Annotated in this window: 25 protein-coding genes and 2 riboswitches; of the genes, 3 read left to right on the top strand and 22 right to left on the bottom strand. The window is 38.0% G+C overall.

The window, feature by feature from the left end; all coding sequences use genetic code 11:
- Positions 1-5: 5 nt before the first annotated feature.
- The 7 genes from LRP84_RS04255 to LRP84_RS04225 all read right to left on the bottom strand — a co-directional run bounded on the left by LRP84_RS04255 (position 6) and on the right by LRP84_RS04225 (position 6,980).
- Positions 6-1,628 carry a nitrite/sulfite reductase gene (locus tag LRP84_RS04255; RefSeq protein ID WP_230573940.1) on the bottom strand — a complete coding sequence of 541 codons (1,623 nt, stop codon included), beginning with the start codon at positions 1,626-1,628 and terminating at the stop codon, positions 6-8.
- Between the two features lie 56 nt (positions 1,629-1,684).
- Entirely contained in the window at positions 1,685-2,284 is a 600-nt protein-coding gene (gene cysC, locus LRP84_RS04250; RefSeq protein ID WP_230573939.1) for an adenylyl-sulfate kinase, read from the bottom strand.
- Positions 2,285-2,296: 12 nt separating this feature from the next.
- A complete protein-coding gene (gene sat, locus LRP84_RS04245; RefSeq protein WP_230573938.1) occupies positions 2,297-3,433 on the bottom strand; it encodes a sulfate adenylyltransferase in 1,137 nt (378 codons plus the stop codon).
- 135 nt (positions 3,434-3,568) lie between these two features.
- Positions 3,569-4,273: a phosphoadenylyl-sulfate reductase gene (locus LRP84_RS04240; RefSeq protein ID WP_230573937.1), complete on the bottom strand. Its 705-nt coding sequence runs from the start codon at positions 4,271-4,273 to the stop codon at positions 3,569-3,571.
- A gap of 91 nt (positions 4,274-4,364) precedes the next feature.
- Positions 4,365-4,508 (bottom strand): YezD family protein, encoded by a 144-nt coding sequence (locus LRP84_RS04235; protein ID WP_098309583.1) that lies wholly within the window; start codon positions 4,506-4,508, stop codon positions 4,365-4,367.
- Between the two features lie 69 nt (positions 4,509-4,577).
- Positions 4,578-4,686, bottom strand: a riboswitch (SAM riboswitch).
- A gap of 127 nt (positions 4,687-4,813) precedes the next feature.
- Positions 4,814-6,130 (bottom strand): diaminopimelate decarboxylase, encoded by a 1,317-nt coding sequence (gene lysA / locus LRP84_RS04230; protein WP_230573936.1) that lies wholly within the window; start codon positions 6,128-6,130, stop codon positions 4,814-4,816.
- Between the two features lie 181 nt (positions 6,131-6,311).
- Positions 6,312-6,494, bottom strand: a riboswitch (Lysine riboswitch).
- A gap of 90 nt (positions 6,495-6,584) precedes the next feature.
- A complete protein-coding gene (locus tag LRP84_RS04225; protein ID WP_230573935.1) occupies positions 6,585-6,980 on the bottom strand; it encodes a DUF3888 domain-containing protein in 396 nt (131 codons plus the stop codon).
- 192 nt (positions 6,981-7,172) lie between these two features.
- Between LRP84_RS04225 and LRP84_RS04220 the strand changes: the two genes are divergently transcribed.
- Positions 7,173-9,059: an LTA synthase family protein gene (locus LRP84_RS04220; protein WP_230573934.1), complete on the top strand. Its 1,887-nt coding sequence runs from the start codon at positions 7,173-7,175 to the stop codon at positions 9,057-9,059.
- A 474-nt stretch (positions 9,060-9,533) separates the two neighbouring features.
- Positions 9,534-10,235: a CDP-diacylglycerol--serine O-phosphatidyltransferase gene (pssA, locus tag LRP84_RS04215; protein WP_230573933.1), complete on the top strand. Its 702-nt coding sequence runs from the start codon at positions 9,534-9,536 to the stop codon at positions 10,233-10,235.
- 342 nt (positions 10,236-10,577) lie between these two features.
- Here the strand turns inward: pssA and LRP84_RS04210 are convergent, their stop codons facing one another.
- The 5 genes from LRP84_RS04210 to LRP84_RS04190 form a co-directional block, all read right to left on the bottom strand.
- Entirely contained in the window at positions 10,578-11,075 is a 498-nt protein-coding gene (locus LRP84_RS04210; protein WP_230573932.1) for a discoidin domain-containing protein, read from the bottom strand.
- A 209-nt stretch (positions 11,076-11,284) separates the two neighbouring features.
- Complete coding sequence (locus LRP84_RS04205; RefSeq protein ID WP_230573931.1) at positions 11,285-12,382, bottom strand: HupE/UreJ family protein; 1,098 nt, start codon at positions 12,380-12,382, stop codon at positions 11,285-11,287.
- Positions 12,383-12,479: 97 nt separating this feature from the next.
- Positions 12,480-12,854: an S-layer homology domain-containing protein gene (locus LRP84_RS04200; protein ID WP_230573930.1), complete on the bottom strand. Its 375-nt coding sequence runs from the start codon at positions 12,852-12,854 to the stop codon at positions 12,480-12,482.
- Between the two features lie 502 nt (positions 12,855-13,356).
- Positions 13,357-13,866 (bottom strand): Ig-like domain-containing protein, encoded by a 510-nt coding sequence (locus LRP84_RS04195; protein WP_230573929.1) that lies wholly within the window; start codon positions 13,864-13,866, stop codon positions 13,357-13,359.
- Positions 13,867-13,975: 109 nt separating this feature from the next.
- Positions 13,976-17,125: a carbohydrate-binding protein gene (locus LRP84_RS04190; RefSeq protein WP_230573928.1), complete on the bottom strand. Its 3,150-nt coding sequence runs from the start codon at positions 17,123-17,125 to the stop codon at positions 13,976-13,978.
- A gap of 934 nt (positions 17,126-18,059) precedes the next feature.
- On the opposite strand from LRP84_RS04190, the gene LRP84_RS04185 reads away from it, so the two are divergent.
- Complete coding sequence (locus LRP84_RS04185) at positions 18,060-18,569, top strand: GrpB family protein (protein ID WP_230573927.1); 510 nt, start codon at positions 18,060-18,062, stop codon at positions 18,567-18,569.
- A 239-nt stretch (positions 18,570-18,808) separates the two neighbouring features.
- On the opposite strand, the gene LRP84_RS04180 is transcribed toward LRP84_RS04185, so the two are convergent.
- The 10 genes from LRP84_RS04180 to hisD all read right to left on the bottom strand — a co-directional run bounded on the left by LRP84_RS04180 (position 18,809) and on the right by hisD (position 26,063).
- Positions 18,809-19,780 (bottom strand): 2-hydroxyacid dehydrogenase family protein, encoded by a 972-nt coding sequence (locus LRP84_RS04180; RefSeq protein WP_230573926.1) that lies wholly within the window; start codon positions 19,778-19,780, stop codon positions 18,809-18,811.
- A gap of 341 nt (positions 19,781-20,121) precedes the next feature.
- Positions 20,122-20,280, bottom strand: coding sequence for a DUF4025 domain-containing protein (locus tag LRP84_RS04175; RefSeq protein ID WP_230573925.1), 159 nt, complete (start codon positions 20,278-20,280; stop codon positions 20,122-20,124).
- 161 nt (positions 20,281-20,441) lie between these two features.
- Entirely contained in the window at positions 20,442-21,461 is a 1,020-nt protein-coding gene (locus LRP84_RS04170) for a histidinol phosphate phosphatase domain-containing protein (RefSeq protein WP_230573924.1), read from the bottom strand.
- Positions 21,462-21,473: 12 nt separating this feature from the next.
- Positions 21,474-21,797 carry a phosphoribosyl-ATP diphosphatase gene (gene hisE, locus LRP84_RS04165; protein ID WP_230573923.1) on the bottom strand — a complete coding sequence of 108 codons (324 nt, stop codon included), beginning with the start codon at positions 21,795-21,797 and terminating at the stop codon, positions 21,474-21,476.
- A gap of 12 nt (positions 21,798-21,809) precedes the next feature.
- On the bottom strand, positions 21,810-22,115 hold the full coding sequence (gene hisI, locus LRP84_RS04160) for a phosphoribosyl-AMP cyclohydrolase (RefSeq protein WP_098309504.1): 306 nt from the start codon (positions 22,113-22,115) through the stop codon (positions 21,810-21,812).
- Complete coding sequence (gene hisF, locus LRP84_RS04155) at positions 22,112-22,870, bottom strand: imidazole glycerol phosphate synthase subunit HisF (protein ID WP_230573922.1); 759 nt, start codon at positions 22,868-22,870, stop codon at positions 22,112-22,114. The genes hisI and hisF overlap by 4 nt, the downstream gene beginning before the upstream one ends.
- On the bottom strand, positions 22,864-23,583 hold the full coding sequence (gene hisA / locus LRP84_RS04150; RefSeq protein ID WP_230573921.1) for a 1-(5-phosphoribosyl)-5-[(5-phosphoribosylamino)methylideneamino]imidazole-4-carboxamide isomerase: 720 nt from the start codon (positions 23,581-23,583) through the stop codon (positions 22,864-22,866). Before hisA ends, hisF begins: the two co-directional genes overlap by 7 nt.
- Positions 23,556-24,185, bottom strand: a complete 630-nt coding sequence (gene hisH, locus LRP84_RS04145) for an imidazole glycerol phosphate synthase subunit HisH (RefSeq protein WP_230573920.1) — start codon at positions 24,183-24,185, stop codon at positions 23,556-23,558. Before hisH ends, hisA begins: the two co-directional genes overlap by 28 nt.
- A 1-nt stretch (position 24,186) precedes the next feature.
- Positions 24,187-24,771, bottom strand: coding sequence for an imidazoleglycerol-phosphate dehydratase HisB (gene hisB / locus LRP84_RS04140; RefSeq protein ID WP_230573919.1), 585 nt, complete (start codon positions 24,769-24,771; stop codon positions 24,187-24,189).
- Positions 24,771-26,063: a histidinol dehydrogenase gene (gene hisD / locus LRP84_RS04135; protein ID WP_230573918.1), complete on the bottom strand. Its 1,293-nt coding sequence runs from the start codon at positions 26,061-26,063 to the stop codon at positions 24,771-24,773. The genes hisB and hisD overlap by 1 nt, the downstream gene beginning before the upstream one ends.
- Between the last annotated feature and the right edge of the window lie 2 nt (positions 26,064-26,065).

The following is a 26,065-nucleotide window of genomic DNA, read 5'->3' as shown; positions in this document are numbered from 1 at the left end:
CCCTCCTAAGATGCAATCACTTCTTCTAAAATCGTATTTAATGCTGCTTGTAAATCCGTTATTCCAACACGACCAACAAACTCATAAAATGTTTCACTAGGAAGTTTATTTTCTTTAAAATATGTTAAAAACGCAACGAGAACATGCGGCAAATCTTCACCATCAATTTTCCCTTTTAGCTTTTCATTATAAGCACCGCCGTCTAGTAACGTCCCACCTACATAAATTTCAAAAGCTTCAACAATCCCTTTTTCTTTCGTTTTCATTTTGACACCTTGTAAACCGATATCCGCAATTTGTCTTTGTCCGCAAGAATTTGGACAACCGACCATATGAATACGAACTGGCACATCTAATACAAGCTGTGTATCCAAATAATGCGCAATATTGCGTAATCTTTCTTTTGTCTCCACTAATGCCAAGTTACAATATTCAATACCTGTGCAAGAAACTGCATAGCCGATAAATGACTTTGGTTTTGCAGAGATTGCTTCCAATAGTGGTTCTTGCAATAGGACATCAATATTTTCTTGTGGTACATTCGGAATAATAAAGTTTTGTGAATTACATGTACGAATTTCACCGTTTCCATACTGTTTTGTAATTCTAGCAATCTCATACATTTCTTCTGCATGCAGGCGACCAACTGGTACATTAAAACCAACATAGTATAAATCATCTTGCTTTTGCTTATGAACACCGTAAAAATAACCAGCATTCCAACCCTTTAGAGCACTTTCTCCTCTATCATGTAAAGCTCCTGTGTATTGTAATAACTGTTCTTTAAATTTTTCTGGTCCCCAATCTGCAACAAGAAATTTTAGACGAGCAAGATGACGCTTTTCACGATATCCAAAATCACGGAAAGTGGTTGCGACGGCAATTGCTACATCTTTCACTTGCTCTGGTAAAATAAATACATCTAGTTCTTCTGCTAAATATGGACGCGCTGATAAACCGCCACCTACTTTTAGATGAAAACCAATGACTGCTTCTCCGTTAATTTCTTTCGTTGCAGGTGTAAATGCCACGCAGTTAATCTCAGCATTTGCTGAATTGTACACATTCGAACTAATCGACATTTTAAATTTGCGAGGTAAATTTGAAAACTCTTCATTATGCTGAAAATATTCATATACTTCCTGCACAATTACTTGTGTATCAAACAATTCATTTTCATCAATTCCAGCAAGCGGATTCCCTGTAATATTACGTGTAATATCACCGCATGCACCGGCTGTGGATAACCCTACTTTCTCTAGCCGCTGCAGAATATCTGGAATTTGCTCAATTTGCAGCCAATGAAACTGAATCGCTTGACGCGTTGTAATATCAAGCACATCACGGCCGTAATCTTCAGCGATAGAAGCAAGAGTTTCCACCTGTTCGTTTGTTATAATTCCAGATGGTATATTTACACGCATCATGAAATATCCCGCCTCTTTTGGGCGCTGCAAATATAAACCTGCCCACTTAAAAGAATCCCATTCTTCTTTCGGAATAGACGCAAATCCATGCTCAGCATAATACGGAATATCTTTAAAAATTTCTAAACCGTCTTTTTCTAATTTCTTTTTTTCTGTTGCATTTAACTTTTCATTGTTTGCCCATACTTTTTCATAACTCATCATGTATCTCCTCCTAGATAAAGTGAAACTTCCATCAGTGGTGGTCTTACTGTCCGTTAATGCGGGATAAAGCTTCTTTCTTGCAAATAAGCAATAATTTGCTCCGCACACTGTTCAATAGAATAGCGATGCGTTTCCACAATAACTTCAGCTTGAATTGGCTCTTCATAAGGAGAATCAATTCCCGTAAATTGCTTAATCTCCCCGCTTCTTGCTTTTTTATAAAGTCCTTTCGGATCACGTTTTTCACATTCTTCAATTGGACACTTTACAAATACTTCAATAAACTCCCCTTGTTCTAATATGTCACGTACTTGCTGACGATCTTCACGAAACGGTGAAATAAACGCTGTTAATACAATTGTTCCGTTATCAACAAATAATTTCGCTACTTCACCAATGCGACGAATATTTTCTGTACGATCCTCTTCTGAAAATCCTAAATCTTTATTTAAACTGTGACGAATATTATCTCCGTCTAACACATAATTACCAATATTCTTATCAAATAACTTGCGAGCTACTGCGTTTGCCACCGTTGATTTACCAGAAGCTGACAACCCTGTAAACCAAAGAACAAAGCTATAATTTTTGTTTTGCTTTCGGCGTTCTTCCTTTGAAACAGATGCTGTATGCCAAGTAATATTTGTCCCCATCTTTTTCTCTCCTTACTTTGTCACAACTTCTTTTTGCAAGCCGCGAATTAAAACTTCTACGACTTCTTTACGGCTAAATGTACTTGGTGGCAGTTCTCCATTTCGTAAGAGCTCTCTTACCTTTGTACCTGATAAAATGACATGATCTTCTTTTCCGTGCGGACATGTTTTCGTTGATGCCATTCCCTCACATTTCGCACAATAAAAACTATGTTCAAAAAAGAGGGGTGTAATTCCTAATTCTTCTATTGTAAAGTTCGTAAAAATTTCCTGCGCTTCATACGTACCATAATAATTTCCAACACCAGCGTGATCACGGCCAACAATAAAATGCGTACACCCAAAGTTTCTTCTTACAAGTGCATGGAAAATCGCTTCACGCGGCCCAGCATATCGCATCGCTGCTGGAAATACTGCTAAAAAGACACGATCTTTTGGATAGTAGTTTTCTAGAAGTACTTCGTAACTTTCCATTCGAACATCAGCTGGAATATCATCTGACTTCGTTTCTCCAACAAGCGGGTTTAAAAACAGGCCGTCAACAATTTCAAGCGCTGCTTTTTGAATATATTCATGTGCGCGATGAACTGGATTTCTTGTTTGAAAACCAACGATTGTTTTCCAATCACGCCGTGCAAACTCTGCTCGCGTTTCATTTGGATCTAAATGATAAGCGGCAAATTTTTCTTTTCCAATCCGTTTCACAAGCGTAATTGGTCCTCCCACATATATATCCGGACGATCGTATAATTTCTTAACACCCGGATGTGCTTCTTCTACCGTTTTATAGACAAGTAACGCCTCCTTTTCTTTATCAGGCGCATAAATCTCTTGAACTTGAATCACACCGTAAGTTACACCTTCTTTTACAAGCCGAACTTCTTCTCCTACTTCTAATTCCTTCGCTTTTTCTTCTGATATAGGTAATGTAATTGGAATGCTCCATACATCTCCATCTGCTAATCGCATTGTTTCTACTACTGACACATAATCATTCTTTCCTAAAAAGCCAGTAAGTGGGCTATATCCACCGATCGCAATGAGTTCTAAATCACTTAATGCGATTCCATCTAACTCAATTTCTTTTACAATATGTGCTGTTTCATATGTTTCATCAATTCGATTGACTAATATTTTTGTATCACTCATTTTCTTTTTCTCCTTCTTTATCAAGTATTAACGAATAATAGTCTTCACCCCGTACTAACGTGCAGTAAGAGCCCGATTGGTGAGAGATTCCATCAGTGGACGATAATGAAAAACCACACTGATGGAAGTTTCACTTTATTGATAATGAAGACCACACTCTGTTTTCAGCTTTCCGACCCAGCGTCCCTCTCTCGAATCTCCACCCTCTTGCACCTGCACGGTACATGTTTCACATCCGATGCTCGGATACCCAATATCATGGAGTGGGTTGTATGGCAAATTATACTTGTATACGTAGCGCCACACTTCTTTCCAAGTCCAATGAATAAGCGGACAGATTTTAACAGATTGAAAGCGCTGATCTCGATTGACAAACTGCGTATGCTTTCGCGTTTCAGACTGTTCTCTTCTTAAACCTGATATCCATGCTTTCCTACCTGTTAGCGCTTCTTCTAACGGCTTAATTTTCCTTAATTGACAACAAAGATTTGGATTATGTTCCCATAATTGATCACCATGCTCTTTGGCTTGTTCCTCAAGTGTAAGTGCCGGCTGCTTTTCAATAATATTCAACTTAGGAAATCGTTCTCGAACTTTTTTGATCAAATCATATGTTTCTTGAAAATGAACATTTGTATCTAAAAATACAACCTTTGCAGATGGATTTACTTGGTTAATTACGTGCAATAAAACCATTCCTTCTACCCCAAAGCTGCATGCATAAACAATATCGTCCTCATAATGTTCATACGCCCAGCGTACTGCTGCCAAAGCGCCTTTCGTTTCGTCGTCTTCCTGAAATGAAACAAAATTATCTTGCCAAGTTTCATACGTTAACATCGTTTTCTCCCTTCACGACGCCCATACAAAAAGGCGGCCTTAACCTATAGAAATAGATTTAGGCCGCCTCTAGTTTTTCTAGTCAGCGTGCTTATTTTAAGCGTACTTTTTCACTTTTTTCAAGTTGAATCACTTTACCATCTTGCACAACAATTGTAATAGAACCATATTTCATATCAGCAAGCATAGATTGAATCTTACTTGCTACTTCTTCAAATTGTCCGCGTACTCCCACGAACAGCCCCCCTTTTTTTCATAAAAAAAATCTTTCCCATTTCGAAAAGACTGTTCCGGTAACGTATCTACCTTATCTTCCAAAATGGATACCATTTTGCTGGAAGTAGCACCTTACTCCTATAAAGTAGGTTGCCGGGCTTCTTCGGGCCAGTTCCCTCCGCCACTCTTGATAAGAATTATATTTGTATTTTATCACAATTCTGATTTTTTTCAATCCTAGTTTTCCGATAAATTTTATGTTTTTTTGACAAAGAAGGAGTTGTTCACCTAAACAACTCCCACTTCAGCTAAGTAAGAACGTAGTCATACAAGTTCCTTTACACGTATGCGATCGTTCTCAATAATATTTTCATACGATTCTCTCTCTACAACAACTTGTGATTTTCCGTTTTTTGCAAACACAACTGCTGGACGACGAATACGGTTATAATTATTTGCCATCGAATAACCATATGCCCCTGTACAAGAAATAGCTAAGAGATCACAAGAAACAACTTTTGGAAGCTCTACATCCCAAATGAGCATATCCCCACTTTCACAACATTTGCCTGCAATTGACACAATCTCTTCAGCAGATTCATTTGCTCGATTTGCTAGCAATGCTTCATAACGAGCTCCATAAAGTGCTGGGCGAAGATTATCTGTCATACCTCCATCAACCGATACATATTTACGGATACCTGGAATATCTTTAATCGCTCCAACTGTATACAGCGTTGTTCCTGCATCCCCAACAATGCTACGGCCTGGTTCTACCCAAATTTCTGGAAGGGGGTATTCGCATACTGTAAACTGCTCACGCACCGCATCTGTCACAGCTTTCACATATTCACCAAGGGCAAGAGGTGTATCCCCTTCCGTATAGCGAATTCCAAAACCGCCTCCTACATTTAATACTGGAGTTACATAGTTCATTTCTTTTCTCACTGTTTCCAAGAAGTTGCGAAGCACTTCAATTGCACGAACAAATCCTGCCGTCTCAAAAATTTGCGATCCGATATGAGAATGAATTCCTAATACACGATAGTTTGATTTTTCTAATGCACTTTTTATCGCTTGTGATGCATGCCCTGTTGAAATACCAAAACCAAACTTAGAATCATCTTGACCTGTTGTAATATATTCATGTGTATGCGCTTCTACTCCCGGCGTCACACGCAGCAAGATATTCACAACTTGCCCGTATTCTTTCGCTAAATCATGCAATACCTCTAGTTCAAAAAAATTATCTACAACAAAGCAGCCAATGTTAGCTTCTAATGCCATTCTTATTTCTTCTTCTGTTTTATTATTACCATGAAAATGGATGCGCTCTGCTGGAAATCCCGCTTGCAACGCCGTATATAGTTCTCCGCTAGACACAACATCTAGCGACATATTTTCTTCGGCAGCTAACCTGCACATTTCCATGCACAAGAACGCTTTGCTTGCATATGCTACTTGATAAGAGAACCCACTTTCCCTAAAAGCACGATGAAATGCACGACATTTCTCACGAATTGCTGCTTCATCGTAAACATAAAGTGGTGTCCCATATGTTCTTGTAAGTTCAGTAGCATCGCATCCTCCAATTTCTAAGTGTCCTTGCTCATTAATGCGGCTTGTGCCGTGTAAATACATGTGAATTCCTCCCTTGTTTTCGCAAAACCCTCTATTACATTTCTTATTTATTACTATTATTCCTAATTTAGATATACAAAAAACGCGCGGAACAATGTTCACACGCGTTTCTTATTGGAAGAATATATGCCGAAAAAATAAACGTATTGTTATTTTCTCAAATAAGAAACCGCATCAAACATCTCCTAATAGCTCTCCATAAGCAAAATACTTATGACAGTACTACATTTATTCAATGCAGTCCCAATATATGAATGAAGTGGTCATTCATATATTTCGGCGATAACCCCTTTCAACCTATGATCACGAATACCACTTTTTTTCCCATAGTTTACTTTTGATTACCGCAGCCTCTACCTTCGAGTGTAGATGAGGTAAGTCTATTTAATTTTCAAGCATCTTTTTGTTGCTATTAACAATAGCAAATGACTGATTTATTTGTCAAACACTTTTTTCAAATCGGTTTACGACAATTAATTTTCGTATCATCTGGTAAGCGCTTTACATCTATATTTTTCACAGTCCATTCACCACTATCATTTTCAAATGTAATCGTTACTTTTTCAAATGGCGGAAGCTTTTTCCCACCTGTTCCTGGCTCATATTTAATCATTTCGATAGATGACCGAAACAAATATGTACCGCTGTACATTTTTTTCATACTAACAATTTTAGGGCACTCATACGGCTTTTGTTTTCCATAATGTTTTTGAATTGCTTCATTTATTCTCGGAAACAGCACGGAATAAAGTGCATCTTCTAGTAATAATGGCTCATGCTCAGCAGAGAAAGAAGCTGGATTTCCAAGTAAAATGAAACAACTTAATATAAAACAACATATTTTCTTCATAGTACTCCTCCATCTTTCAATCAATGCCTTTATTTTATCCTTCTCTTCTTTTTCTATCCAATTGTTAGAAAATCATCCACAATTTCACTATGTTTTTATATAATAGTACACATAGTAAAAAATCATATAGATCTGTAGCCGGTCATATACATAAAAAAGGCGGTTACTTGTAGGTACTAGGAGGAGCCCGTTATGATACAACGTTTGTTTCCAAAAGTACGATTTGCTCTCGTAGCTGTCGTCTTATTATGGATCAAAACATATATTGTATACAAATTAGCTTTTGATATGAAAATTGATAACGCTTTCGAACAAATTATGTTGTTCTTTAATCCATTAGCTTCATTATTATTATTTTTCGGTTTCGCTTTATTAGCAACAAAACATCGAAACCGAATCATTATCAGTATTAGTATCGTGCTATCCTTTATTTTATTTGGCAATGCTATGTTTTACGGATTTTATGATGATTTTGTAACATTCCCTGTATTATTTCAAACAAATAACATGGCTGATTTAGGGACAAGTATTAAAGAACTATTTACATATAAAACACTTCTTTTATTTGCTGATGTAATTATTTTAGCCATTTTATCTCGTAAATTCCCTAATTTTTGTGATACTACTCCTCTATCTCGGCAAGAGAAACGAACGTTTTTTAGCGGTGTAACAGCAGCATTAGCTTTGCAAATGGTTGTTTCAGTTATTTATAAACCACAACTTTTTTCACATTCATTTGATCGCCAAACGGTTGTGAAAAATCTTGGTTTGTATACTTATCATGTTTATGATATTGCACTGCAATCGAAATCTTCTGCTCAACGTGTTTTTGCAAGCGGAGATAGCTTTTCTGAAATTGATAACTACGTGAAAACAAAAGATAGACAAGAAAACAAAGAATTGTTCGGCGTGGCAAAAGGTAAAAATGTTATTTTAATTTCAATGGAGTCCACACAAAGTTTTGTCATCAATCAAAAAATAAATGGAAAAGAAATTACACCATTTTTAAATGACTTCATTAAAGACAGCTATTATTTCGATAACTTTTATCATCAAACTGGACAAGGGAAAACATCGGATGCCGAGTTTATTATTGAAAACTCCTTATACCCGCTTGATCGTGGCTCTGTTTTCTTTACACATGCTAATAATGAATATACAGCCACACCAGAGCAACTCAAAAAATATGGATATTACTCTGCTGTATTTCATTCAAATGATAAAACATTTTGGAATCGTGATTTGATGTATCCTGCACTCGGATATGATCGTTATTTTAATTTACAAGACTATACAGGTACAGAACAAATGTCTGTTGGTTGGGGATTAAAAGATAAAGAATTCTTTGAACAATCTATTTCAAAATTAAAATCTTTACCACAGCCGTTCTATACGAAATTCATTACATTAACAAATCATTTTCCTTTTTTGCTACAACCGGAGGATCAATCCATTGATGAATACAATTCAGAAAGCGGCGTTGTAAATCGTTATTTTCCAACTGTACGTTATACAGATGAAGCACTGAAACATTTTATTGAACAATTAAAAAAAGAAGGCTTATACGACAGTTCTATTATCATTATCTACGGAGATCATTATGGTATTTCTGAAAATCATAATGCTGCTATGGCACAATTTGTTGGAAAAGAAACACTTACTCCTTTTGATACGATGCAGCTGCAAAGGGTACCGCTCATCATACATATTCCTGGTCAGAAAGGAAAAATCATTTCAAAAGTTTCTGGACAAATTGATGTAAAACCGACGCTTCTTCATTTACTTGGTATAAAAACAAACAATTCTATTGAATTTGGCACAGATTTATTTGAAACAAACGATGAGCCACTTGTGGTTATGCGTGACGGTAGTTTCGTAACAAATGATTATATGTATACAAAAAATGTATGCTATAACAAAAAAACTGGTGAGCCAACTGATATTAACATTTGTCAACCATATATCGAAAAGGCAAAAACAGAATTGAATTACTCTGATAAACTCATTTACGGTGATTTATTACGATTTGATCCGCATAATAAATATAAAACTGGTACGATGATAACGAAGTTTGAATAAGGTGAAATTTTAATCAGATAGGGGTTTTCCATCCTCCACCTAGTTTCTTTGTTTTCTCTAAATATTGATGTGGTTGTAGGTCTTACTTCCTATTGATACAGAATAACGAACTAACCTCGAATTGTGACGATTCGGGGTTTATTTTTAACGTAATATGTCCTTTATTTCTCCAAAAAGCAGGTTGTATTATATACTTTATTCATTCCAACAACATAATGGATTTCCTTCATTACAACATACGAAATCTTTTACATTTTTAGGAGAAGGCGCTTGATATAACGCTTACTTAGCAGAAATAAATTGAAGACCGATTACAGTTACCGCTTTCAAATTTACAACAAATGAAAATCCGATGAAATCTTTCCCAAAACGAAGAATTTTTTCATACTAGCACAGGAAATTTATGTTATGATAAAAAGGATAAACTTCCATAAACTAATCAAGAATCTATAAAAGAAAGCAAGGGATCAGATTTTGTACAGAGCAGCCATTCCAAACTTATTTACGCTCGGAAATTTATATAGTGGATTTCTATCCATCGGCTACGCTTCATTAGGATACTACAAATCAGCGGCAATTTTAGTTTTAATCGGAATGATGCTAGATAGCCTTGATGGAAGAATCGCACGCTTACTTCGTGTCGATTCACAACTCGGAAAAGAACTTGATTCATTAGCAGACGTAGTTACATTTGGTGCTGCACCCGCTGTATTGATGTATTACACATCCTTCTCTAATTACGGTATTATCGGATTATACATAGCAGGACTTTTCCCTCTATTTGGAGCATACAGATTAGCTCGCTTCAATGTCACACCATCATCAACATCAATGAAATACTTTACTGGTGTACCAATTACAGCTGCAGGTGGTATCGTTGCTTTCTTAACGTTATTTTCACATGTGATTCCAAAAATCGTACTTATTACAGTATTCGTGGCATTTGCATTTCTTATGGTTAGTCGTATTCGTATTCCAAGCATGAAAGATGTACCAATTCCAAAATATAGTATTATCGTAACACTCTTTTTAATTGGGATTATTTATACGATGTATAAAACGAGCTTTGGTAATATTTCAATTTTTCTATTCATTGCTATTCCACTCTATATTTTGTTTATGCTGTCACAATTTCTTAGACAACGACCGGCACAAAAGAAGCGGTCAAACAAATAGTAAAAAAGAATCCTTCCTGTATGATAGGAAGGATTCTTTTTTATCCCGTATTAGCAGCTGTAAGAGCTCGATTTGATTGGGCGGGCTGTACACAAATAATAAAGTTGTTATAAAAATTATCAAGACCTAAATCGGAAAAAGTCATAAAAAATAAGGGGCAATACATATTATACATGACTAATATGTATCATCCCTTTTACTTTTTGTTTCATAATCGCGCCCTTTAATTGAATAACTAATAAGTTTTTTATAAGCTAAAATCGGAAAATTTTGTTTATTAATCCTCATCAATCACATCTTCAAATTCAGAATTCAATACAATAAATTCTTTTAAGTTAGAAGCTACTTCTTTACAGTTTCTGTTTCAAGGACGCTAATTTCCGCAACCGATGCCCAGCCGTTAACACCCGCCGTTGCTTCGAGCTTGACATATGATGCATCTGTCGGATCAAAAGTTGCTACTTTCTCCGCATTGTCGTTTGCCCAAGTTCCGCTTGCAACTTTAGTAAAGGTCACTCCATCTGTACTTACATAAACGTTATATCCTGTAATATTTCCGTTGCTGCCTGATGGCCTTGGTAAATACGCGGCCTTATCGATTGGATAAGTTCCTCCAAGATTTAATGTAATCGATTGAGGAAGTACATCAGATTTATCCCACTTTGTATGCCAAAAAGTTTGTGAATTTCCGTCAATCGCCATAGATGCTGAATTATTTTCACCAACCGTTTCCTGACTTGTCGCCGTTGCCGTCATTTGAGACTGAGGAATCTTATTAATCGTTACTTTAATGCTTGTTGTCAAAGGGACGTTATTGGGATTTTCCACCCCATTTGGCAAAGTTACAGTTCCATTTACAGTAAAGGTCTGTACAGTCTTTACCGTAGGATCATAGTCTTCACGAGCTGCTTGTCAGCTACGAGGCGACTAGGCTCTTACCTCGACCGGACTATACCAGCTAGTTGTGCCTGACTTGGTTAGACACGCAATAATAAAAAAGAGCTAGCAAAAATACCGCTAACTCTCGTATTGATCAATAAATAGCCTAATTACAATCTTTGAATCAACCAATAAAATGCCAGCACAAAAATAAGGCAAGACGTTGAGATCATCATTTTACGATACCATGGGAACCTTCGCAGCCATATCAAGAGGGGCAGTACTAGGCATAAAATCAATAGTTGGCCTGTTTCCACACCTAAATTAAACATCAGGAGTGAGCCAATCAGATTTTCTTTTGGAAGTCCTGTTTCAGCTAAAGCCCCGGCGAAGCCCATACCGTGAATCAGGCCAAATATGGCTGTCAATATCCACCTCCATTTCGCCTTTTGAACAAACATATTTTCCACTGCCACATAACAGATCGTCAGGGCAATCAAGGCTTCGACCCAATGCGAACTGACCTGAATACGGTCGGTGGCCACCAAGAATAGTGTTATGCTGTGGGCGATTGTAAAAGCAGTAACAATTTTCAACGCATCCTTGAAGCGAGATGCGATTAATACTAAGGATAACAAAAACAACAAATGATCATAACCTGTCAAAATGTGTTCGATTCCAAGCTTAAAGTATTTCCACAAAACAGCGCCAATCTTAGGCTGGGGAACGTCGCTCAGATTATCACTTTTAGTGCTATCAATATGGGGAAGGTTAATCAGAATATCTCTATTAGTGCTATCAATCATATCCTGCTGAAAATATTCCCCTGCATGGACCATAAGTACACTCGTATGAGCAGGCGCATCGTCAAACACCAGATCGTAATGAAGATTAAATTGTTTGATTTCTTCATCGGCGATAAACTTTAGTTGAAATTCCACGCCTCTTGCGGCACCCTTTTGCGCCATGTTCATCGAAACCAATTCCATCGTTAAGGGCTTCGAATCTGCATCTATGCGAAGACCTTTCTGTAGATAGGATTCGATTTTTTGCGAGGCCAGTTCATCGTTCACCAGATTATCCAAGTCAGTACCGAATTGTGGAAACAAGTCTCTTTGTTCAATAAAAAGATCGTAGAGAATCTCGTTCCCTTCAATGTTTAAATCCGAGTAATTCATATTTATGGAATGCGCAAGTGAAGTTGTGGCAGTCCCAAAAAATAATAAGATCATGATGATGAACATGGACAGAAATGAACGCTGCTTCATAGCGGAACCCCTTTTCATGAAATGTTAGTAATACAACCTGCAATATAGTTTATCCGGTTACGAACGTTCAATCTGCAACTTGAACATGTTGCTCGACTTATTTCAAGCTGTCCAAGAGTGTTTTTACTTGTGGGTTAAGGGTCAATGCGTTCAGAACGATCGTAAGCGCCTCTGCGCGTGTGGAGTTGCCCTTCGGATCAAATAAGCCATTGCCCTTGACGCTGATGATTCCCGCTTTTTCCGCATCCTTGATTTGATTTGCTGTATAAGAGCTTGCGCTTGCTATATCCGCAAAGTTGCCTTTGGAAGCATCTTTGTCCACTTTACTTAAGTCCACAATACGGGATAGAATAATAACCATGTTTTCACGGTTAATCGTTTTGTTCGGCTTGAACGTCCCGTCATCATATCCGGTAATCACTCCTGCGCTAGCAAGCTTCTCAATGGCGTCTTTACCCCCAGTGTCTGTCAATATCTTTCACAACAACCGACTGGACAACAATTAGGTCAATTTCTACACCGACGGCGCCAGCGACTGTCACATTACATATGAAATATGAGCCGGTATCCCGTTGCAGAGCGAGGAAATGCAGCTTTAGTACACCTTTGGTACCATTAATCGTCCAAATAATGAGGGGGAGAAAATTGATCTCCCCCCCCGTTTCATTACCGATCCATCCTAAATGTCGCTAATGTGATGACACCTGCGTGTATACTTTTGGTTTCAAACACTTGAATTGCTCTACTTTTGTGTCAATACATATTGAGCGTCTCGCAGCAAATATTCAGCCGCTTCGTTTGAGATGTGCTTCCCGCTTTGAGCCTTCACTTCATTCACAAAGCTGTTCAGATTGTTGTCTGCCAATTTTTACAGCAAACTCGTGGTAATCCCGGCATTATCAATCCATTGACAAAGCGTGTCACCTTGGTAAGCATGCGAATCTATCGCCTGTCAACGCCTGACCATACCGCAGTCAACGCGATGTCGTGAACGCATTGGCGGTTACGTTGATATCTGTTGCCAAGGCTACATTGTTCGGATTGGACACACCTTCCGGCAAGGTTACGGTTCCTGTTACCGTGAACGTTTGCGCAGTTTTGGCGGACGAATCATAGCTTGCGCGATTGACATCCCAGGTCACGTTCGCATTCAAGCTTCCCGTATCGGTAACCAGTTCGATCGTAGCCAGCAACCCAAGAGCCGCGGCCGTCTTCGCTATTCCGTTGGCCAATTCGGTGATTACTGCAGGTGGTTGGATGTTTAAGAGCGTCTTACCTTGATCAACGAATTTTACTCGATAAGTCGCTTTCGCTTTTAACCTTGTTCCTTCCACTGTTCCGTTCACGGCAAATGTGCCCGCCTTCGCAACCATGTCTGCTGTGATTTCCTCCCATACAACATTCACTGCCCCTGTTGTTCCGTCATTGTATACGGCCTCAACTTGTGCAGGAAGTGCGGGTATTTCGCCTATGTTCGTATCCACGGCAACCGGCTTGAAGTCTACGATGTCTTCGGTATTACAGTTTCTGTTACGCTGGTCAATCCCATCGTCAGATTGAATGCTTGATCAGGGACCACCTGTTATAAGCCTGTCAATTAGACTGGGGATTAGGATTTGTTGGATACAATATTTTGACCCAGTTGATATTAAATCCGTCTGAAGCTGCCTGAAGCCTTATTGTATGCTTCCCGGCCGCCAGTGTAACCTTATCGGACACTGTTGACCAATTCGCCCACCCTCCTGTATTCGGCAATGTCGTTGTCTTCTGCGGAACTCCGTCTACGATAAATGTGATGCCGGATCCTGCCGACTTATTGACAGCCACCCTGTATTGCAGGGTATAAGTTCCTGATGACGGAATATCGATGTCACTGTATTCCATCCAAGAATCCGGACCAATATATCCAAGATGCTGTCCGCCGCCAATGTCATTGGTGTCCTCTTTCTTTACATTGTTCATAGAGGTATAGTTTGCTGCTTTAATAAAAGCTGCTGCATCAACAGTTACACTGATGCTTGTTGTCAAAGGCACGTTATTGGGATTTCTCACCCCAGTTGGCAAAGTTACAGTTCCATTGACAGCGAAGGTTTGTGCAGCCTTTACAGTGGGATCATATTTTGAAGCATCTACATTCCATGTCACATTGGCTTCTCCCCTGCCTGTATCAGTATCCAAGGATACTGTCTTTGGCAATCCAAGGGCGTCCGCTGTCTTCGCCGTTCCGATTGTCAACCCTGTTATGTCAGCAGGCGCAGTGATGCTGTTTAAATTAACACTTTGAGCCTCAATGTCAATGTCCTGCGACGAACGGTTATACATGGAATCGTCGGCGAATACCCTGAGTATATATGGAGTAGTCGGCGACAAATCTGTAAACTTATAATGTCTGTATTCATCGAATGGTTTGTCTAGCGGCAGCGAAAGGCTGTTAAACGATTTGTCCACTTTCCCCGTGAGCTTGTTGATAAGCTGAATATTATATTCCAAAACGCGCACATTGTCATTTGCTTGCTTAATTGTAAAAGCAAGTTCGTTGTTTTTGTAGGAATCGACCGTAATACCCTCTTCAAACTGCGGAGCTATGAGATCTCTTATATCGCTCCTGCTATAGGTAAAGGCCTCTTTCCCTTCACCAACGATTTTTACAGAAGGTGTGCCTACATATTCATCTGTACTTAAATTATACTGTTTGATGATAATTTTTGAACCGTAAACCTCTATGAAATTCGCGATGCGAGGTGTGGTTTTGTAATTAATATACGAGCCTTCTATATATCCGCCGTACGGACCGTTATCAATATAGCTGGAATATGAACTCGCACCGCTGTCGAGATACGTAGCCGCACCTTGATAGTGAGAACGTTCGTCGGTCGGGTCGTATTGCGTATGACCTGACATATATACCACCTGCGAAAAATTATTGTCGGCAATATATTTACCAACATTATTACTTGCCGCGCTGCTCCATGCCGATCCCCATACAGTTCCGCTTATAGGGTAGTGAGAAGATACAAATATGGGTTTGGTTGAATCGTAATCCGCTTCTTTTTTAATTTGGTCGAGAAAATTTTTGGTTTTTCCCACCGTATTGTCGTTGTTATAATTTCCGTCAAAACCCACAAAATTATATCCTTTTACCTTTACCCTATAAGCACTATTAAAGAAATTGTTATCGTATGAATTCGTTGAGGCGTTCCACGCGCCCGCCGAACCGACAGGTATAAATTGTTCGGCGCCGCCCATATCATGGTTGCCTCTTACCATATAAAGCTTCGTATTGTCAAACAGACCCTCACCTTTAAGTTTATTGTATATGTCTGTCAGATTTTTCATCCACACATATTCATTGGCGTTGTTACCGCCGGTAACGTCGCCAGGAATAAAGAGTACGTCGGCCTGTGGGAATAGTCTCAGTTCTGTTCTGTAATCTTTTTCAATGCGCGCGATTGTTGCGGGATTAGCACTTACTTCCGGGTCGCTGTCCACAATCATATTTAAACCGGCGGGAGTTAATGTTTTATTGCTTTTTTGATAGATGAATATGGCGTTGTTTAGTTCACGTTCGTAATAATTGATGGTTTCCTGTGTATATAATTTTTCTTTTTGCGTTGTTGCAACCGTAGATGTCGTATTCAAGACCTTTTTCAAATGATCAAAATCGGTTTCGCTGAAGCCGTTGCCGAGACCGTCTGCTATTATTTTATTTGCTTCTGATATTTTGTCGTTAAGTGCGTTCATATCTACTTTATTTACAGCGTAACTATTATAATTAGCTTGAACTACATCACTGCTAAATGCACCTTTCCAAACATTCAGATCAGCTATATCGAATGAATTACCGCCATGTTTGCCCAATCCGTCGCTACCTATATTTAATGGGTTCGATGTATCTAAAGTTCCGATCCCCAGCGAAGTTTCAGTCATTTTGTAACCATCAATATACAACGATCCGAGCATTTTATCTCTGTCTACAACAAATGTCACGTAACGCCACTTGGAAGCATTAAACGTGTCGCGCCCAAATTTCACTGATGCGGTCGGGAATCCTAAATTCATATTGACCGAATTAGCTGATGTATAAATCGCCCATCCTTCGTTAGAGCTCTTAGTAAAATCCTTGTTTGATAATATTACCTGATTATTGTTAGTGTCACCCTTATACCAGAAGGATGTGGTAAAACTGTCATTACCAAAATTCAAGCTATGCTTCGTACCGACATAATTGCCGTCTCCGCTTTCTAAGTGCAGAGCTTTGGTCCCTGGTAACACACCGTCTACATAACTATAATTTCCATTTTTTGTTAAATTCTCTTGATTTACATCGTCCTTTAAATTATTATCGAATTTAATCGATGCAATAAGGGGGTTAGCATTTAATACTGCGTTCGTGGGTAATGAAGTTTTTTTGTCACCATTTGATGGTAAACCAACTACAACGCGTAATTTTTTACCAATATCATTTAACGTTACGGTGTAACTTTTGGATGTACCACCCGATTTGACATTAATATATTTATCGCTTATACGTGATTCCTGTACTTGCCATTGAAATGTGAGATTTTTGCCATTTGACCCATGACCCATGATTGCACTGGCGGTGATCGTTTGACCGTAAACTGGCTGCATATTGTCGATTTTGACGAGTTTGTCGTCCGATTCGTTTGCAAGTGCGTCTGCGGTGGTCGATAACATAACGAATATCATCGTGAATACGAGGGAAATGGATAATATTCTTTTCATTACAGAAAACCTCCATATTTTAAGTATTTTAAGAGTCTGTTCAAAAAGCTTGTAAAATTGAGTGAAAAACAAAGCCGTAGTGAAACTTTGATGCGGAACTCATTGATTATATCGATCATGTCGACGACTCCGTTGTGCTGGAGAAGGTCGCTCCGCTTTACAAGGATGGCAGGCATCCTCCCATCGATCGAGATGAGAGGAGATTTTTCGTCACGGAAATCCCCCTTTCGGTTCCAATATTGGAACCTTGATTTTCTCCTTCTGTTGCTCTCATTAAACTGAAATGGTGCTTTTTGAATAGGCCCTTTTTGAATTGTAATGTAAAAATATTATATTTATATTTTCTTAGAGTAAATTTACTGTAAAATATGAAAATTTAGATTTATGTAAAATAATGGGATTGTAGATAAAAGTATCTAGTATATTCAAGGGAAACTTAATAGTTTATCAACCAAATATTTAAGAGGTACCGCCAACAAAACGAAGAAACCTAGCAGCTACATAAAAAAGTAGAGATTTGTGCACCTGTTTATTCAATTATCTGGCCCGATTGTTGAACATGTAGGAACCGGAGTGCCATTAGATTTTTTTATAAACCTCTGCGTATTGCCACTCTTTCCTGTTGCATCTAAATGTTTCAAATACTTCATACAGGTATTCCTCTTTCATCTAGAAGCATATACCTTTTCTTACTACCATCAAGTAATGCTTCCTGTACTATCACAATATCCACCACCTTAAAATAAGATCATAAAATAAACATATTAAACTAGAATCTATAAGTATAGTTTATAAATTCTAATATGCATAAAAAAAGATGGCCTGAATTGGAATTCTACACCATCTTTTTATTTGTATGCTATATAATAAAAGAGAAAATATTTCGATATTTGGTTCGTTAAGAAACGGGCTGTATGCAGGAGGAATTAATCAAATGTTAGGATTACCCCGTGGTGAAGTTTTTTTAGTTCCTTGGACTGAGGAATGGGAATTCGAATTTTTAAAAGAGAAACAATTAATTGAAAAACAAATTGGAGAATACATTTTGGCAATACACCATATTGGAAGTACTTCTATTCCACACTTGAGTGCAAAACCTATTATTGATATTGCGATTGAATTAAAGAATTTTGAAAATGGTGTGAAATGTATTGCTAAGTTAGAACAGTTAAATTATAGGTATAGAAAAGATGTCTTACCTGAAAGATATTATTTTAATAAGGGAGAACCGAGAACACATCAAATTCATATGTATGAAAAGGGTAATAAATATTTAATTGAACAATTGTGTTTTAGAGATTACTTAAAAAATAATAAAACTGCTCGGACTGAGTATGAACAGTTAAAGATTCAACTTTCACAGGCTAATCCCAATAATAAACATAAATATGCAGATGATAAAACAAACTTTGTTAAATCTATATTGACTACAATAAATAATTAAAAAAAGGAGGCTATGTGTAACTATTCACCTTCCAAAATTAAACAAATTTATTGTTCGTGAAATATCGTTTTATGAAAGCAGTAAAGCAATTTTTAAACAACTTTAATAATCGCCTATCAAATTTATCGGTAGGCGATTATTGTATTTCTCAGAATAAAATTTGACAACTTTATTCTCTCTACACACGGGCTTTCCATCAGTAGGGGATGAAGAAAATCCCCACTGATGGAAGTTTCACTTTATTTCATTATAAGTTCTTTTTTATATACTGGAGTTAATGGCTCATTTCCTTCTAGCACCGCTAAAATATTACGCACTGCCATTTCTGCCATTGCATCACGTGTCTCAATCGTTGCATTTCCAATATGTGGTGTTAACACAACGTTTTTTAATTCCTTTAATTTTTCTGTAATTCTCGGTTCAAACTCAAACACATCAAGTGCTGCTCCTTCAATTTCCTTTGTTTCTAAAGCATGAGCAAGCGCTTCTTCATTCATAATTGGACCACGTGCCGCATTAATAATATAAGCAGTTTTTTTCATCATTCTAAACTGTTCTTCATCAATCATATGATGCAACTTCGGATTATACGCACAGTTAATCGTAATAAAATCCGCTGTTTGTAATAGTTCTTCTAGCGTTACATATGTTGCCTCTAATTCTTGCTCCGCCTCATACTTACGACTTGGCCCTGTATACACGATATTCATACCAAATGCTTTTGCTCGTTTTGCTACTGCCTTTCCAATTTCTCCAAGACCAATAATACCAATTGTTTTACCATACACTTCACGTCCTAAGAAAAAGAGCGGTGCCCAGCCATTAAAACCAACTGTACGACATAGTGTATCGCCTTCTGGAATACGGCGCGCTGCTGCTAATAAGATAGCAAACGTTAGCTCTGCTGTTGCCTCTGTTGAAACTTTTGGTGTGTTCGTTACCGCTATGTCTTTTTCCACCGCATATTTATAATCAATATTGTCATATCCAGCACCGTAGTTTGCAATAATTTTCAAATGTGGTGCTGCATCGATAACTTCTTCCGTAACTTTTGTTGAAAGTAAGCTTAATAATGCATCCTTATCTTGTACACGTTTCACTAGTTCTTCTGTGCCAATTAACTCTTCCTTATCATACATTTCTACTTCATGACCTCGTAACAACTGTAGTCCGATTTCTGGAATTTGTCCTGCTACTAAAATTTTCGCCATAATTAAGCATCCTTTCCTTTTAACATAAAATGAAGCTTCTATTTGTGAAAGCTTTTATCATCTTCGTCTTCTCTGAATCTTAAAGTAAGAGGTCTTATTGCCCGCGAATAGTAAGATAAACACTTTCAATATTATTGTAAGAAATTCCATCGAAAAAAGACAAGGAATTTGATTACACTGTCCTTGTTCTTGTAACCTTTCTTTACAAAATCATGAAAAAGAGGCTGAACACATTCAGCCTCTTTTCACTATAGTTTAATTCCGCACTAATAGGCAGTAAAAACTCGATTGATGTGACTAAACATAAGTGAGGGTTATCCCCCAGTTATGGAAGTTTCACTTTATTTATCGCTTCCTTGCTCTAACTTTACATCAATCGTTCCTTCGGCTACTGTATCACTAATTTGTTCTTGTATAACTGATTGCTCTGATTGGTCTTTTTTTGCAACATCGCTCTGATTCGTTAACTTCCCAGTATCTTTATATTGTTGTTTCACCATAAGAACAGCCTCCTTTTTTGTTCAACGTTAGTGTAAACAAAAAAAGAAGTTTTCATCCCGATATTCGTGGGCAGTAAGCCCCCCACCTCAAGATGCAGAGAAAAGCGATGAAGATAAGTGGGGGATAAAGAAAAACCCCCACTTATGGAAGTTTCACTTTATCACAAAACATTTTCTTCTACATATTCAATCGGCTTCATGTTCCGGATTCGTTTTTCAAATGTTGCAATGTGCGTCACACCATGATTACGAAGTGTCTCTATATTTTCTTTTACGTAGCTACCTAAATCATTCGGGAAATGCGCATCTGAAGAAATTGTAATTGGAACACCATAATGCACTAAGCGTTGTAAAAACAAAGGGCTCGGACACATTTCTCTTACAGGATATCGATAATACAAGCCAGCATTCACTTCCGTAGCTGTATTTGTTTCAATTAAAGCCTTAGCGATTTTCTCATAATATGGTAATTGCTGATTTTCATCTATGCGATAGTTAAACACTTTAATATTATCTAAATGTGCAACAATATCAAATAGGCCAGAACGTATCGATTTTTCTAAAGTACGGAAAAATTCAGGATATAACACATGTAAATCATGCTGTCTAAAATAAGCGTCTGTATCTGGATTATCAAATCCCCATCCATTAATAAAATGAACAGAACCAATGACATAATCCCAATTTCCTAACGTTAATAACTTCGCTAGTTCCTCTTCCCCACCAATAAAATAATCGGCTTCTATTCCAAGCCGTAATATCACGCCTCGTTTTCTCCATCTTTCTTTCGCATCTTCAATCGCTCTTGTAAAATTTGTAATCGATTCTACCCTCACCTGATCCAGCCATTCTTTTTGCAGATGTCCAAGTTCTGTATCACTAATATCGACATAGCGCTCATAGTATTCCTTTGCTTCGTAAAAACGATATAAGTGGTCAACGATTCCAACTTCCCGTATTCCTTTACGCACTGCTTCCTCTAAATATAAATCAATCCAATCCGGTGAAAATGCGCCTTCCTTTACACGCTTTTGCAAACGTTCCCCAGCTTTTAAGATCCATCCCATTGAATGTTTCTCTTCCTCAATCGGTGCAAAATACTCGAGCGCTTCATTTGTGCGAGATAACCACCGCATTGAATACGGCCCTTCTTCTAAGTGAAGGTGATAATCTACTCTCATCTTTCTCCCCTCCTATAATGTATCAATTTCTTTTCGTTCGCCGACTCTGGATAATTGACCTTGACGTTTATTTAATTCTTCTATTATCTCTTGTAATGATACATTTTTTTCTACTAGTAACACTAAGCAATGATACGTAAAATCAACAACTTCTTTTATAAGCTCGTCTTTGTCATTATTTTTCGCCGCAATCACAACTTCAGTACATTCTTCTCCTAATTTCTTTAATATTTTGTCTTCCCCTTTTGTAAATAAGTAATTCGTATACGACTCAGAGATAGGATTCTCTTTTCGCTGTTGAATTGTTTCATATAACTGTTGCAACACATCGCTCATTTCCTTATCCCCCTATAACACCTTATTATGAAAACATGACTTTTCTCCGGTATGGCAAGCTACACCTACTTGCTGGACAACTACCATAATAGAATCTTGATCGCAATCTAAATATAATGATTTCACATGTTGGACATGTCCTGATGTTTCTCCCTTATTCCACAAACCTCGTCGTGAACGAGAATAAAACCAGGTCGTTTTTGTGTCTAATGTTTTTTCATATGCTTCTTCATTCATATAAGCTAGCATCAAAACATCTTTTGTACCCTCTTCTATCACAACAGCTGGCAATAATCCTTTTGAAAAATCCGGTTTCACAATCTCACCTCAATTTGCGCTTCTTGTAACTTTTGTTTCGTTTCTTGAATGGTTGCCGTGCCGTAATGAAAAATAGAAGCCGCTAACGCTGCATTTGCTGATGTTCGCTGAAAAACTTCTGCAATATGTTTAATTGACCCACATCCACCCGAAGCAATTACCGGAATACCAACTGCTTTTGAAACTGTTTCTGTCAAAAGTAAATCATAGCCATTTTTTGTCCCATCTGCATCCATGCTCGTTAAAAGTAATTCCCCAGCGCCTAAACTTTCCACACGTTTTGCCCATTCGATTACATCTATTCCTGTATCAATACGACCTCCACTTACATATACATTCCATTTGTTTTCTCCGACCTTTCTTGCATCGATCGCAACGACTATACATTGAGAACCAAATTGCTCCGCTCCTTCTTGTATTAACTCCGGTCTTTGCACTGCAGCTGAATTTAATGAGACTTTATCTGCACCAGCTCGAAGTAATGCATACATATCTTGGACAGATGAGATTCCACCTCCAACTGTTAGTGGAATAAATACCTGAGATGCTGTACGCTCTACGACATCAATCATTGTTTTTCGTTCTTCATACGTTGCGGTGATATCTAAAAACACAAGTTCATCCGCACCCGCCTCATTGTATGCAGCCGCAATTGCAACAGGATCACCCACATCTTGTAATCCAATAAAATTTACTCCTTTTACAACACGACCATTTTTCACATCTAAACATGGAATAATTCGCTTTGTTAACATATGCCTGTCACCTGCAATGCTTCTTCTAAAATAACTTTTTTATCATATAATGCTTTCCCAATAATAACGCCATATAAGTTCATATCCTGTAATTTCTCAACATCAGCAAGCGAGCTCACACCCCCGGAAGCAACAATTTGAAGCGAAACCTCATCTTGTAATTTTTGTAATTGTTCAAAATTTGGACCTGCAAGCGTTCCATCTCTAGAAATGTCAGTAAAAATAAGCGTCTGCACACCCACTTTCTCCATTTCCTTTGCCAGTTGTACATAAGACGTTTCAGACACATCTAGCCATCCTCGCGTGGCTACATAACCATTTTTAGCATCGATTCCAACAATAATTTTATCTCCATATAAACGAACTGCCTCTTCTACAAATGAACGATCATATAATGCTGCTGTTCCAAGAATTACTTTCATTACTCCAGCTGATAAAAGTGTTTCAATTGCAGCAACTGAGCGAATCCCGCCCCCCACTTGCACTGGAATTCGCACTGCCTTGCAAATATCTTCAATGACAGAAAGATTCTCTGAACGACCAGCAACTGCTCCGTCCAAATCAACAATGTGCAGTACGCGTGCACCAAGTTGTTCAAATAGTAATGCCTGGGCAACTGGGTTTTCATTCATTACTGTTTCTTGTTGAAATTGCCCTTGATACAAACGAACGCAACGACCATTCTTTAAATCGATAGCTGGGAAGATTTCCATGTTTCTATAACCTCCTTAAAATTTCGTAATATTTGAATTCCTATTTCACCACTTTTTTCAGGATGGAACTGAGCCCCAAATACATTTCCTCTTGAAACAATTCCTGGTACGAAAACACCATACTCACTAGCGCCTACTACAACATCATTTGGACATTGCGCATAATAAGAATGAACATAATAGACGAAAGCACCATCCTCTATTTCATCCCATAAAGGATGCTCCTTTTTCTTTTGTAACTTATTCCATCCCATATGAGGAATTTTATATGGTACGTCTAATTTTCTTACCGTTCCTGGAAGCAACCCTAACCCTTTCGTTCTTTCAATCTCTTCACTTTCTTCAAATAAAAGCTGCATCCCCAAACAAATTCCAAACAATGGTTTTCCTGCAATAGCAACTTGCTTCAAAACAGAAATAAGTCCTTTTTCCTCTAAACAACGCATCGCGCTTGGAAATGCACCAACTCCTGGCAAAATAACACCGTCGCTATTTACAAGTGCTTCTGCTTCATCTGTTACAATATACGCTGCTCCAATATGCCTTAACGCTTGCTCTACACTTCGAATGTTGCCCATTCCATAATCTACAATCGCAATCATATTACAACAGTCCTTTCGTGGAATTTACTCCTATAATCTTTTCATTTTTCTCGGCGGCATCACGCAGTGCACGTCCAAATGCTTTAAAAAGTGCTTCAATTTTGTGATGTGTGTTGCTTCCATATAAAACGCGTACGTGTAGTGTTATATTTGCTGCGTGAGCTACTGCACGAAAGAATTCTTCTGCTAGCTCTGTGTCAAAGTCACCAAGTTTTGGATTCATAAATTCACCATCAAATACGAGATAGGACCTTCCGCTTATATCAACAGTAACAAACCCTAATGCTTCATCCATCGGTACATAAGCTGTACCGTAACGATTAATTCCTGCTTTATCACCAAGGGCTTCTTTCAAACAATTCCCAAGAACAATTCCAACATCTTCTACCGTATGATGAGCATCAATATGCACATCGCCATCAGCTTCAATTTGCAACCCGAAGCGACCGTGCTTTGCGAATAATGTCAACATATGATCAAAAAAACCTACTCCTGTTTGAATTGAAACTTCTTGATTGCCATCTAGTTCCAGTGCTACGGAAATCTTTGTTTCAGTTGTGATTCTCGTTTGTTTTGCAGTGCGCATCACTTTTCCCCTCCTCTAAAACGAATCTCAATTGCTCTCGCATGAGCTTGTAATCCTTCTTTTTCTGCTAGATTGACAATATGCTGTTGCACTTGTCCAAGAGCTTCTTTTGTATAAAATAAAAAGCTCGATTTTTTCATAAAATCATCTACAGATAATGGTGAAAAAAACCTTGCTGTTCCACTCGTTGGTAACACGTGATTTGGACCTGCCATATAATCACCTAACGGTTCCGGCGCATACGGACCTAGAAAGATAGAACCTGCATGTTGAATATACGGAAGAGCTGTCATCGGTTCTTTTATGTGTAACTCTAAGTGTTCCGGCGCAATTTCATTTGAGAGCTCAAACGCTTGGTCCAACGACTCTACAACAAGAATCGCTCCGTTTCTGTTAATGGATTCACGAGCTATTTCACTTCTCGGGAGATTCATCAATTGTTTTTCTATTTCTCTATTCACTTCCTGCGCTAATTCTAAACAAGTGGTGATATAAATGGCAGTTGCCCGTATATCGTGCTCTGCTTGTGATAATAAATCAGCAGCAATATACGCTGCATTTCCTGTTTCATCAGAAATAACAACAATTTCGGACGGGCCAGCAATCATATCGATATGAACTGAACCGAATACTTCTCGCTTTGCTAATGCAACATAAATATTTCCTGGTCCTACAATCTTATCAACACGCGGAATCGATTCTGTTCCGTATGCTAGCGCAGCAATTGCTTGTGCTCCCCCTACTGTATATACTTCATCAACTCCAGCAACTTTTGCCGCTGCTAAAATATGCGGATCTACCCCTTCACAATTTGGGGGTGTTACCATGACAATTTTATTGACGCCCGCAATTTTTGCTGGTAAGACATTCATGAGAACTGATGATGGATACGCTGCCGTTCCTCCGGGTACATATACACCAACAGTTTGTAATGGCCGAACAAGCTGCCCGCGAATAATTCCCTCATTTTCTGTATCAATAAAAGCTTGTCTTTTTTGCTTTTCGTGGTATGAGATGATATTCTTCTTTGCTTCTTCCAATGCTGCCAAAAATGCTGGTTCGACACATTTATATGCTGATTCCAGTTCTTCTTTTGAAACTTGAAATTGAGTCAATTCTACTTTGTCAAAAGCCTTCGTATATGAAAAAAGCGCTTCATCTTTCTTTTCTTTTACACTTACAACAATTTTCCTCACATCTTGTTGAATCGTTTCTTCTATTGTGTTTGCCTGTTCTCTTAGCTGTTTTACCTTCCATAAAATATTAGAATAATCCTCATATACAATTTCCATAT

Origin of the sequence: Bacillus rhizoplanae (genome assembly GCF_917563915.1) — a bacterium.
Lineage (GTDB): Bacteria > Bacillota > Bacilli > Bacillales > Bacillaceae_G > Bacillus_A > Bacillus_A rhizoplanae.
The sequence above is the reverse complement of the archived record's forward strand: the minus strand, read 5'-3'. Positions and strand labels throughout refer to the sequence as shown.

Coding starts and splice junctions, on each gene's coding strand:
- sat (WP_230573938.1), bottom strand. CDS start 3,433: ATGAGTGATACAAAAATATTAGTCAATCGAATTGATGAAACATATGAA.
- hisF (WP_230573922.1), bottom strand. CDS start 22,870: ATGTTAACAAAGCGAATTATTCCATGTTTAGATGTGAAAAATGGTCGT.
- LRP84_RS04185 (WP_230573927.1), top strand. CDS start 18,060: ATGTTAGGATTACCCCGTGGTGAAGTTTTTTTAGTTCCTTGGACTGAG.
- hisE (WP_230573923.1), bottom strand. CDS start 21,797: ATGAGCGATGTGTTGCAACAGTTATATGAAACAATTCAACAGCGAAAA.
- hisA (WP_230573921.1), bottom strand. CDS start 23,583: ATGGAAATCTTCCCAGCTATCGATTTAAAGAATGGTCGTTGCGTTCGT.
- hisD (WP_230573918.1), bottom strand. CDS start 26,063: ATGGAAATTGTATATGAGGATTATTCTAATATTTTATGGAAGGTAAAA.
- LRP84_RS04255 (WP_230573940.1), bottom strand. CDS start 1,628: ATGAGTTATGAAAAAGTATGGGCAAACAATGAAAAGTTAAATGCAACA.
- LRP84_RS04175 (WP_230573925.1), bottom strand. CDS start 20,280: ATGGTGAAACAACAATATAAAGATACTGGGAAGTTAACGAATCAGAGC.
- LRP84_RS04190 (WP_230573928.1), bottom strand. CDS start 17,125: ATGAAAAGAATATTATCCATTTCCCTCGTATTCACGATGATATTCGTT.
- LRP84_RS04205 (WP_230573931.1), bottom strand. CDS start 12,382: ATGAAGCAGCGTTCATTTCTGTCCATGTTCATCATCATGATCTTATTA.
- LRP84_RS04180 (WP_230573926.1), bottom strand. CDS start 19,780: ATGGCGAAAATTTTAGTAGCAGGACAAATTCCAGAAATCGGACTACAG.
- hisB (WP_230573919.1), bottom strand. CDS start 24,771: ATGCGCACTGCAAAACAAACGAGAATCACAACTGAAACAAAGATTTCC.
- cysC (WP_230573939.1), bottom strand. CDS start 2,284: ATGGGGACAAATATTACTTGGCATACAGCATCTGTTTCAAAGGAAGAA.
- LRP84_RS04240 (WP_230573937.1), bottom strand. CDS start 4,273: ATGTTAACGTATGAAACTTGGCAAGATAATTTTGTTTCATTTCAGGAA.
- LRP84_RS04225 (WP_230573935.1), bottom strand. CDS start 6,980: ATGAAGAAAATATGTTGTTTTATATTAAGTTGTTTCATTTTACTTGGA.
- LRP84_RS04170 (WP_230573924.1), bottom strand. CDS start 21,461: ATGAGAGTAGATTATCACCTTCACTTAGAAGAAGGGCCGTATTCAATG.
- LRP84_RS04220 (WP_230573934.1), top strand. CDS start 7,173: ATGATACAACGTTTGTTTCCAAAAGTACGATTTGCTCTCGTAGCTGTC.
- lysA (WP_230573936.1), bottom strand. CDS start 6,130: ATGTATTTACACGGCACAAGCCGCATTAATGAGCAAGGACACTTAGAA.
- hisH (WP_230573920.1), bottom strand. CDS start 24,185: ATGATTGCGATTGTAGATTATGGAATGGGCAACATTCGAAGTGTAGAG.